Origin of the sequence: Mycobacterium sp., from assembly GCF_032162605.1 — a bacterium.
In the GTDB taxonomy this organism is placed as follows: domain Bacteria; phylum Actinomycetota; class Actinomycetes; order Mycobacteriales; family Mycobacteriaceae; genus Mycobacterium.
Genome location: NZ_JAVROT010000042.1, coordinates 1 through 10,156, shown reverse-complemented (window position 1 = coordinate 10,156; position 10,156 = coordinate 1). Strand labels below are relative to the sequence as shown.

Below are 10,156 nucleotides of genomic sequence, written 5' to 3'. Positions count from 1 at the left end.
TCATGGCGGGGAACTTCGGGATGGCGTTCTTCTCGTTGGCCGGGGTCGTGCTCGCAGTCACTGGCGCGGAGGCGCTCTACGCCGACATGGGCCACTTCGGCCGCAAGGCGATCACCCGGGCCTGGCTGTTTGTGGTCCTCCCGGCGCTGGCTCTCAACTACCTCGGGCAAGGTGCGTTGTTGATTGCCGACAAGGCCACGATCAGTGCGCCGTTCTTTCTGCTCGCCCCGGACTGGGCGCGGGTGCCCATGGTGCTGCTGGCGACCGCCGCGACGGTCATCGCGTCGCAGGCGGTGATCACGGGAGCTTTCTCGCTGGCGTCGCAGGCCATCGAGCTCGGCTACCTCCCTCGGTTGCGGGTGGTCCACACCTCGGCGTCGACGATCGGTCAGGTCTACATGCCATGGATCAACGGAATGCTGATGGTGGCGGTCCTGATCCTCGTGTTCGCCTTCCGCAGCTCGGCGGCACTGGCTTATGCCTACGGAATGGCGGTGACCGGAACGATCACCATCACGACCGTGCTGTTCCTCTACATCGCCCACACGAGATGGCGGGTTCCACTGTGGCTGATCGCCATTGGCGGCAGCGCACTGCTGGGTGTCGATCTGCTGTTCGTGGCGGCGAACCTGACCAAGCTCGTCCACGGCGCCTGGCTGCCGCTGCTGATCGCGATTGCCACGTTCACCGTCATGATCACGTGGCAGCGCGGCAGCACGATCGTCACCCGCCGGCGTGAGATGGCGGAGGGACCACTGCAGGCGTTCGTCGATCGACTACCATGCCGCCGCGGGCTACTGCGTGTCCCTGGCACGGCGGTCTTTCTCAACCGCGGCAACAAGACCGCGCCGTTGGCCCTGCGTGCAAACGTCGAACACAACGACGTTCTCCACGAGCACGTGGTGATCGTGACGATCGATACGTTGCCGGTCCCGCGGGTCGGCGACTCCGAGCGCATCGAGATCGATCCGCTCGGCCACACTCACGACGGAATCATCCACGTGACCGTACGTTTCGGGTACATGGAAACGCCTGACGTCCGCCACGCGTTACGCCTGCTCGAGCCGACGAAGACCGAGGGATCGATCGCGATCGATGACGCTTCCTATTTCTTGTCGAAGATCGAACTGACGAAGGGCGAGGCGCCGACCATGCCCGCATGGCGTACGAACCTCTTCATCGCCACGTCCAAGCTGAGCGCCGATGCCGCCGAGTCCTTCGGCCTGCCCCGAGACCAGACCTTGATCGTAGGGTCACGGATCGAGGTTTGACGGTGGCACTGCGCACAACCGTTGACGGCGATCGCTGTTCCCAATCACAGCGACATCGTCGGCGGCTCGCACAAAAATGAAATTGCGTGGTGCAGAGGTGAATCGGGCACTCGGCCCGGATCCCAACGATTACTTGGAGTGAAAGCACATGGTCAGCGCACAAGAGCAGACACCGCAACGTGCCTCCGGCGACACAGCCGCAGTGGGTCGCCTGTTCCTCCTTGAGCTCAGCGACGACCGAATCGTCTCGCTCAATTCGGACGGCTCCGACCGCAAGGTCATCGTCACCGGGTGCAGATTTCCCGACGGCATCGTCGTCGACGTCGTGGCAGGGCACATCTATTGGACCAATATGGGGCACCCCAAGGCGAACGACGGCTCCATCGAACGCGCCGACCTCGATGGGGGGAATCGCAGGACAATTGTTCCCCAAGGTGGGGCGTTCACTCCCAAGCAGATCCAGCTCGAGATGAAGAGCCGAAAGCTGTACTGGTGCGACCGCGAGGGCATGCGCGTAATGCGCGCCAATCTCGACGGCTCCAAGGTCGAGACCGTCGTGGAAACGAGTCAGGGCGACCCGCGACCGGGACCCGACGCATCGAGGTGGTGCGTGGGCGTGGCCATCGATGTCGATGGCGGCAAGCTCTACTGGACGCAAAAGGGTCCCGACAACGCAGGCAAGGGCCGCATTTGCCGCGCCGGCATCGACGTTCCCAGAGGACAGACGGCGTCTAATCGAGCAGACATCGAAGTTCTTTACGACGGGCTTCCGGAGCCGATCGATCTGGACCTCGATTCGAACAACCGCGTGATGTATTGGACCGATCGAGGCGACCCGCCGCGCGGCAACACGGTGAATCGTGCCCCGATGGATTCGGATGCGATGGGCCGGCCCGCCCCTGAGATCGTGCTCACGCACTTGATGGAAGGAATCGGCATCGCCCTGGATCTCAAGGGCGGCCGAATGTTTGTCACCGACTTCGGGGGCAACGTCCTTGTGGCCAAGCTCGACGGATCGGATGTGAAAGCCCTGCTCGTCGCTCAAGGAAACCTGACCGGCATCGCATATGCCGAAATCTCTTGAAAGGGAGACATCATCGTGTCATTCGAAAAATCAATTCGTCGTGTTGCAGTGGTCGGTACGGGCGTCATCGGCGCCAGTTGGGCGGCTCAGTACTTGGCGCGCGGGCTAGACGTCGTTGCGACTGACCCGGCTCCAAACGCTGAGGCAAATTTGCGCAACTATGTCGACGAGGCCTGGGGAGAGCTCGAAGAGATCGGCCTGTCGCCGGGCGCATCGCGCGACCGCTTGAGCTTCACCAAGGACTCGGATCAGGCGTTCGCGACGGCCGACTTCGTCCAGGAAAACGGGCCTGAGCGACCCGACTTCAAAATGAAGTTGTTCGCGCACATCGATGAAGCGACGCCCGTCGATTCGATCATCGCCTCGAGCTCGTCGGGGATAACGCCAAGCGTGATTCAATCGGCCTGCAAGAACCCGGAGCGGGTCATCGTCGGCCACCCGTTCAATCCGCCCCACATCGTCCCACTTGTCGAAGTGGTTGGCGGGACGAAGACGTCGCCCGAAGCCATCCAGCAAGCGATGCGTTTCTACGCTTCCCTCGGCAAAAAGCCCATTCATCTGCGCAAGGAACTGCCCGGACACGTGGCCAACCGGCTACAGGCAGCGCTTTATCGGGAGATGCTTCATCTCATTGAACAAGACGTGCTGAGCGTCGAGGAAGCCGACACCGCTGTTAGCTACGGACCCGGACTTCGGTGGGGTGTGATGGGCCAAAGCCTGCAATGGCACTTGGGCGGGGGAGCGGGCGGCATTAACCACTTCATGGAGCAGCTCATGGACCCGCTTGCGGCGATGATGAAGACTCTCGGAGACCCCCAGGTAACTCCCGAACTCAAGCGAACCATCGTTGATGGTGTGATGCGCGAAGCCGCGGGACGCTCGGTCGACGAGCTCGCTCGAGACGAGAACGAGGTAATCATCGGACTTCTTCGGCTGCGAGCGAATGCCGCGAGTGCGCCCTCGGCGAAGAGGGAAACGGCGTGAGTGCCGCATTCACGGCAGGGGCATCTTGTCTGACCGAGGACCTCGAATCGACACGCAATTATCCGGCAAGTTCATCGGAGTTCGATCTGATGGCGAACACGAACGACGTACTGAGCGACATCGGAATGACTGTCGCGTACAGTGGAGGACGACTTTCGTTCTACGGGCAGGACCCGATCATCTCGAGCCCGCACCGGTTTGGTGCAATGGCCGCGATCAGCCTGGCCGCGAAGTCTGTCGCCGCCGCAGCCCTATGGCGCGCGAGAACCGGGGAAGCACAGGACATCCACATCGACGTTCGCAAATCGCTTCGCCGCTTCTGTGGTTTCTTTGAGGGCAAATGGGAAACCGTGAACGGACGTCCTCCTGCCATGGGCGGATTCGCGGGCAACCCGTTCCTCGAACTTCCAATCCTCCACAAGACACGTGACGGGCGCTACGTTGTCGCCTTGGATTTCTATCCTCGATCGAAGACGGATACGCTCAAGTTTCTAAGGTGCACGGACAGCCTCGCATCCATCGAGAACGCCATATTGCAATGGCGTGCAGACGATTTGGAGGCGTCCGCAGCAGAAGAAGGTCTTGTGCTTGCGATGGTACGAACCACTGAAGAGTTTCTTGATGAGCCGCAATACGCCGAAGTCCTCTCCACGATGCCCTTGATCACGGTGGAGAAGATCGGTGAAAGCGAGCCCATGCCCTTCGCGAAGGGCGGAACGAATCCCCTGGACGGCATTCGCGCGTGCGGAATGGGCCATGTGATTGCGGGAGGGGCGATGGGTCGGGACCTCGCCATGTATGGCGCGGATGTCCTTAACATCTGGCGGCCCAACGCCACCGAGGTCGAGGCCTTCGCCTGGGATGTACAGGTCGGGATGCGCTCCACCATCTTGGATAGCTCCAAGGAAGATCGCACCAAGTTCGACGACCTGCTGAAGGATGCCGACGTCTTCTTCGCCAACAAGCGCCCCGGTTATCTGGAGCGAAAAGGTCTGACTGCCGAGGAGCTATGCGCGAAGAAGCCCGGGCTGATCCATGCCAAGGTCGTCCTTCATGGCGACACAGGACCGTGGTCGAACCGTCCCGGCTTCGATGAGATCGGCGCCGCGGTATCGGGCGTGTTCTGTAATGAAGGGACGCCCACCTTTCCCAAATCGCCGGTGATTGTTCCTATTTGCGACAACGTGGTGGGCTGGCTCGGAACGGCCGGCATTCTCGAGGCGCTGCGCAGGCGCGCGACGGAGGGCGGCAGCTATCGAGTCGTCGTGTCTCTGACCCGGACCGTGCTTTGGCTGCTTTCGCTTGGCATTTTCGACAAGGAGTATGCCGCAGCTACCGCTGGATCGAGCGACGAGCACAGGTATGTCGCTCCCGACCTGTTCACCGCAGAGACTCCGCTCGGCACCTACCAGGGAATGACGGACCAGGTGGTCATGTCGCGGACGAAAGAGGCATACCGAACGGTGTTGGCGCCGCACGGTTCATCGAAGCCACAATGGCTGGAAACCTGAGAATGATCTCGAATTTCGTTGTCGGCCCGGTGTTGTCGAAAATGGCCAATGCGACAAGGCGGATACAGACGTTGCGGGAACGCTTGGTGAACGACATTGTCCGGTCCCTCCACAACGGAGTCACTGACCGCGTCGTGCAACGCGCGTTCGAGTATTGGTGCAACGCCGAAAGGGACCTCAGCGAACGCGTCGAAAGGGCATTCGCGCCGGATCGCCATGAGAAGATGACCTGACGAGGAGTTGATCATGCCTGCTGTAACGGCCGACTATTCGCGGTTGCCGCGGCTAGACGGGCCTCAGCGTGGAGTTCCTGAGCGTCCGGTGTTGAGCGTCACCTCGGCGCCGACCGGGCTTGAAGGCGAAGGCTTTCCCGTCCATCGGGCCTTTGCCGGGGTGTCACATGCGCTGCTCGATCCGTTCGTGCACATGGACCAGATGGGTGCGGTGAACTACGCGCCCGGTGAGCCCAAAGGCACACCGTGGCATCCACATCGGGGGTTCGAAACCGTGACCTACATGATCGACGGTCGCTTTCAGCACCAGGACTCGCATGGGGGCGGTGGGATGATCGAGGACGGAGCCACCCAATGGATGACGGCCGGTTCGGGGATCCTGCATATCGAGACGCCGCCGGAGGACTTGGTGATGTCAGGCGGTCTGTTCCATGGGGTGCAATTGTGGGTGAATCTGCCCGCGAAGGAGAAGATGATTTCGCCGGCCTATCAGGGCATCGACGCCGCCGCGGTGAAGCTGGCGGTGTCCGCCGATGCGGGCGCGTTGGTTCGGGTGATTGCCGGCGGGGTCGGTGGCCACCAAGGCCCGGGCTCGACGCATACGCCCATCACGCTGATCCATGGGAGCGTTTCGCCGGGCGCGCGGTTGCAATTGCCGTGGGATCCGTCCTTCAATGCGCTCGTCTACGTTCTTGCCGGCGCTGGGCGCGTGGGTACCGCGGGGCGACCGGTGCACGACGGTCAGCTGGCGGTATTCGGCCGGGGCGATTGGTTCGAGGTCCGTGCCAATGCCCTCCAGGACTCAACGACTCCGGCCTTGGAGCTGCTTATCTTGGGGGGCAGGCCCATTCGCGAAGCTGTCGCGGCGTATGGGCCCTTTGTGATGAACACCAAGGCCGAACTGGGGCAGGCCTTTGAGGACTTCGAGGCCGGGTTGTTCGGTCAGATTCCGCCTAACGCCCTGATGCCCCACGTGCCCGACCCGGCCCCGATACGCACCGAGCAGACCGGGATCTGAAGTTCGATGACCTCGCGTCGCCGTTTCGGATCGTCCACGGCAGTGAAGGGAACGACATGAACGGTCCGGCGCGAACCTACGACTGGCCGTCCCTTGCTGTGGACGACTGGACGGCCACCCGCGACACCTTGCATATGTGGACCCAGATCGTCGGTAAAATCCGCATGGCTCATATGCCGCTGATAAACCACTGGTGGCAAGTGACGTTGTACGTCAGTCCACGGGGATTGACCACCGGCGCCGTTCCATACTGGAATGAGGTATTCGACATGGAGTTCGACTTTGTCGACCATCGGCTTGCAATCCGGCTCAGTGACGGCCGTCAGGAGGCGGTGCCGCTGGCGGCCAGACCTGTCGCCGAGTTTTACGGAGAGATGCTCTCGGCGCTTGACAGGCTCGGCATCGAAACACACATTGTGGGCAAGCCCAACGAGGTAGATCCCGCTATCCGGTTCGCTGAGGACTATCGGCACGCCGAATACGACCCGCATGCGGCACGCTCGTTCTGGCAGCAACTGGTGCAGGCCCACCGAGTCATGACAAACTTTCGCGCGGGGTTCGTCGGAAAGGCCAGTCCAGTCCAATTCTTCTGGGGTGCTATGGATTTGGCGTGTACACGATTTTCCGGGCGGGTCGCACCCGCTCATCCGGGAGGCGCCGCCAACTGCCCGGACTGGGTGATGGTTGAGGGGTACTCACGGGAGCTCAGCAGCTGTGGATTTTGGCCAGGAGGCGGCAAGGAGGGCGCGTTCTACTCCTACGCATACCCTGAGCCGGACGGTTACTCCGCCCACCGAGTTGAACCAGACACCGCCTACTACAGTCACGAGATCAAGGAGTTCCTGCTGCCCTATGAGGCCGTGAGCACCGCCGACGACCCAGACCGCGCTGTCGCCCGGTTCTTACAGACCACGTACGAGGCGGCCGCCGAAGTTGGCGGCTGGGACCGCGGCGCACTCGAATGCGACCCCGACCGCCTGCTGCGGTCCACGCGCGGCAGTTAGTCATTTGGGCGATGACGGTGATGCCGCGATGTCGTGGCGGCCACTGACGAGCTACATATCGTGGACTACCGAACAGTGACTCCCGTGGCCGCCAGACACCAAAATGGGCTAGAGCCGTAACCACGACCGAGAAGGAATCACCATGTCGATGCTGAGCGATCTCCACCAGCGGGCCGCCGAACACCACGAGCACGCGGCGCGACACCACCGCGAAGCCGCGAAGCTTCACGAGTTGAAAGATCTTGTGGCAGCAGCGGATCAGGCGCATATGGCGGCCGACCATCAGATGCATGCCATCCAATTTGCGACGAAAGCTGCGAAAGAGTACGTCGCGGAACACCGCGCTGACTAGAAGAGGCGCTGACCAGAAGGCATGCGGGAGGCGTGTCATATCTGGTCCGATGGCGGCTACGCGTCGGCGTGCCACAAGTCATCAGGTCTCACAACTGCGTTGATCGGCGGATCGTTTGGAACATCCGCGGCGGGTGATTGTCGATGGCGGCTATCGCGGTCGCCGGTTTGGTTTGTTTGACATGTTCGTCGCTGGACGGCACCCATGATGCGTGGTGGCGAAATGGCATTCGCGGGTTAATTGACGTCAGCGGCAGCGGACGAATACGCGATTGGCCGTGACCACGTGTCGACAAGGTCGGCCGCGCTTAGGGTGAAAGATGCACGGGACTTTCGACGGAGTCGTGCGGCTATTAGGGAGTCGTCCTTCTTTGTCATCGACAACATCCGCGACCGCGCCCCACGGTGACCTGACGAACAGTTCACCAAGGTTGTCCGCAGCAGCGCCAGGGTCTGCCTCGATCGGCTCGTCGAGTGTGACGCGGTAAACGCAGAAATCAGCGTGCCTTGCGGCAATCGCGCGCGCTAAATCAACCCGGGTTGTCGCGTACGTGTATTCCTTGCCATCGAGCGGGTCTAACGTCCGGGTGGCTGCGTCTCCGAACTTGAGGCCACGCGCATCGGCCCGGTAGTAGGCCATGCGGCGTCGGTCTGTCGAGGGCATCAAGTCGGCTCCTTGGTTCTGGTCGATACCGTCAAAGCATCGCCGTTGCGGCGGTCAGCCGTCGAGATGTTTCCGAACAGTCTGAGTGGCCTCCGCACTGTCGCGGCGAACATCGTGAAGACACCGATGCCACACCAATCAGGCGTGGAGAGGGCCGTTGTTCACGGGCACCGCAAAAGGTCGCCGACGATGTATACGTCGACGTCGACAGGAGGCACGGCCTCCGGCAGCCTCGAGTTGACCATGTAGAACGGAACGGAAGCGGGGAAACCTACGAGCGGCTATCGGGTTGGCTACATAATCGGCAGCCTTTCAACTGATTCAATCAATCGCACCCTTGCGAAGGCGCTCATCCGGTTGGCGCCCAGTCAGCTGACGTTCGTGGAGATTCCGATAGGGGCTCTTCCGTTGTACAACCGCGACTTCGACACTGATTACCCGCGGGCGGGCCGAGCACTCAAGGATGCGATCGCCGCAGTGGACGCTGTGCTGTTGGTAACCCCCGAGTACAACCGGGGCATCCCCGGCGGTCTGAAGAACGCTATCGACTGGGCCAGCCGTCCGCACGGAACGAACTCCTTCGCGCATAAGCCGTCGGCGGTGATCGGCGCCTCCCCGGGCAAGATCGGAACCGCTGTCGGGCAGCAGAGTCTGCGCAATGTGCTGACCTTCTGCAATTCGCCATTGATGGAGTCGCCGGAGGCTTACATCCAGTTCACTCCCGGCTTGATCACCGAAGCGGGGGAGGTCACCGACAAGGGAACCGAGGAGTTCTTACGCGATTTCATCGAGGCGTTCGAAGTGTTCGTGGACCGTGTCCTGACCGTGCTGCCGCGCGTCAGCTGACAAGCGGCGGGGCTTCCAGCATTCTCGGGTTGGGCCATGAGCGCGAGCGGGTGGAACCCGCGGGTGGCGATAGGGTTGGCTATCAACCGCAAGCCCGGCGAACTGCTCGATCGGATAGTCCTGTAGGTAGCCAGAATTACCCAAGGTTTGGAGTGATTCGGTCAAACGCTGATAGGAGCGCTCTGAGCCGAGAGCTTTGACGATTGGCAGGAGCTGTGCGGCACCCGAGACGATCTTGGCCGAGACGGGGTCTTGATGGGCCGCGGCATAGAGGTAGAGGGCGTAGGCCTTCTGCCTCAACAGCGACCGGCGGACGTCGGCGTGCTGGATCGTGCTGATGCGTGGAGCCTTGGTGCCCACCATCATTCGCGCGAATTCCATGATCTTGAACATTTGTGAAATGCCGTCGTGGGTGCCGCCGACACGCCAGCCAACCGAAGGAATGTCGTGCTGTCCGAAGGTCGTCGCAGATGCTTTCAGGCCCATCTTGTGTTCAATGCCGTTGGCGAAGACGCCGTTTCGAGCTCCTGGCGCGCCGGGTATGCGGGTCGGGAGGCACCAGGAACAGGCTCAGCCCTCTCGTGCCCCGCGGGCTCCGGCGGGGCGGGCTAACACAAGATGCGCGATATTCTCAAACAGGTCATCGGAATCGCCTGATGTGATGAAGCTTTTCACGCCCTCGATGTGCCAGAGGCCGTCACCTTGGTCAATCGCCTTCGTCCGCGCCGATCCGACGTCAGATAAGTGAGGGGAAATGGTCGGCTGGGGTCAGCGGTCGACAGCCTGAGCGCGCGCTCGGGACTGTTGCTGCGCATAACTCGAGGAGTCAGCTGTCCCTCCATTGCGCCTTGCTTGACCCCCGCACCACCAGTACGGGGTGTCGCCAGTAGGGCCTGGTTTCGGAGAACTCAACGGGTGGGGCGAGTCGGACGAGTTCCCCGTACGGGGTTTGCGCGGTAATGCTGTCCGGGGCCAGGATTTGGTGCTGCTCGCCTGTCGGCGTTGCGGCGTTCTGGTCGAATTTGCCCAGGGACATGAACCACATTGCGCAGCGGGCCAGGTCGACGCGCACGTGGTAGCTGCCGCCTTCCTTGGCCCGGCGGATGAGGGCGGCTTGGATGCCGGCCGCGCCGAGGTAGCCGGCGATGTAGTCGTTCATGACGTGGGTCGGGGGGAACGCGGGCCGCTCA

General features: G+C 61.9%; 9 protein-coding genes and 1 pseudogene. 8 read left to right on the top strand and 2 right to left on the bottom strand.

Annotated elements, in window-relative coordinates; genetic code table 11:
* The 8 genes from QOI01_RS02250 to QOI01_RS02215 form a co-directional block, all read left to right on the top strand.
* Positions 1-1,271, top strand: a 1,271-nt coding sequence (locus QOI01_RS02250) for a KUP/HAK/KT family potassium transporter (protein WP_526378188.1), incomplete at its 5' end; no start/stop codon positions are given.
* A gap of 325 nt (positions 1,272-1,596) precedes the next feature.
* Positions 1,597-2,355, top strand: coding sequence for a YncE family protein (locus tag QOI01_RS02245; RefSeq protein ID WP_526378186.1), 759 nt, complete (start codon positions 1,597-1,599; stop codon positions 2,353-2,355).
* Positions 2,356-2,370: 15 nt separating this feature from the next.
* Entirely contained in the window at positions 2,371-3,339 is a 969-nt protein-coding gene (locus tag QOI01_RS02240) for a 3-hydroxyacyl-CoA dehydrogenase family protein (protein WP_526378184.1), read from the top strand.
* Positions 3,336-4,850, top strand: a complete 1,515-nt coding sequence (locus QOI01_RS02235) for a CoA transferase (protein WP_526378182.1) — start codon at positions 3,336-3,338, stop codon at positions 4,848-4,850. The genes QOI01_RS02240 and QOI01_RS02235 overlap by 4 nt, the downstream gene beginning before the upstream one ends.
* A 246-nt stretch (positions 4,851-5,096) precedes the next feature.
* Positions 5,097-6,101 (top strand): pirin family protein, encoded by a 1,005-nt coding sequence (locus tag QOI01_RS02230; protein ID WP_526378191.1) that lies wholly within the window; start codon positions 5,097-5,099, stop codon positions 6,099-6,101.
* Between the two features lie 56 nt (positions 6,102-6,157).
* Entirely contained in the window at positions 6,158-7,105 is a 948-nt protein-coding gene (locus tag QOI01_RS02225) for a DUF5996 family protein (protein WP_526378180.1), read from the top strand.
* Positions 7,106-7,247: 142 nt separating this feature from the next.
* Positions 7,248-7,457 (top strand): hypothetical protein, encoded by a 210-nt coding sequence (locus QOI01_RS02220; RefSeq protein ID WP_526378178.1) that lies wholly within the window; start codon positions 7,248-7,250, stop codon positions 7,455-7,457.
* A 960-nt stretch (positions 7,458-8,417) separates the two neighbouring features.
* Complete coding sequence (locus QOI01_RS02215) at positions 8,418-8,966, top strand: NADPH-dependent FMN reductase (RefSeq protein WP_526378190.1); 549 nt, start codon at positions 8,418-8,420, stop codon at positions 8,964-8,966.
* Between the two features lie 99 nt (positions 8,967-9,065).
* On the opposite strand, the pseudogene QOI01_RS02210 reads toward QOI01_RS02215, so the two are convergent.
* Together QOI01_RS02210 and QOI01_RS02205 are read right to left on the bottom strand one after the other, a co-directional pair.
* Positions 9,066-9,707: pseudogene (locus QOI01_RS02210) on the bottom strand (acyl-CoA dehydrogenase family protein); the annotation flags it as partial.
* Between the two features lie 85 nt (positions 9,708-9,792).
* Positions 9,793-10,156, bottom strand: a 364-nt coding sequence (locus QOI01_RS02205) for a CoA transferase (RefSeq protein ID WP_526378176.1), incomplete at its 5' end; no start/stop codon positions are given.

Excerpts from the sequence above, each read along its gene's own strand:
- QOI01_RS02220 (WP_526378178.1), top strand. The coding sequence starts at position 7,248 with ATGTCGATGCTGAGCGATCTCCACCAGCGGGCCGCCGAACACCACGAG.
- QOI01_RS02230 (WP_526378191.1), top strand. The coding sequence starts at position 5,097 with ATGCCTGCTGTAACGGCCGACTATTCGCGGTTGCCGCGGCTAGACGGG.
- QOI01_RS02225 (WP_526378180.1), top strand. The coding sequence starts at position 6,158 with ATGAACGGTCCGGCGCGAACCTACGACTGGCCGTCCCTTGCTGTGGAC.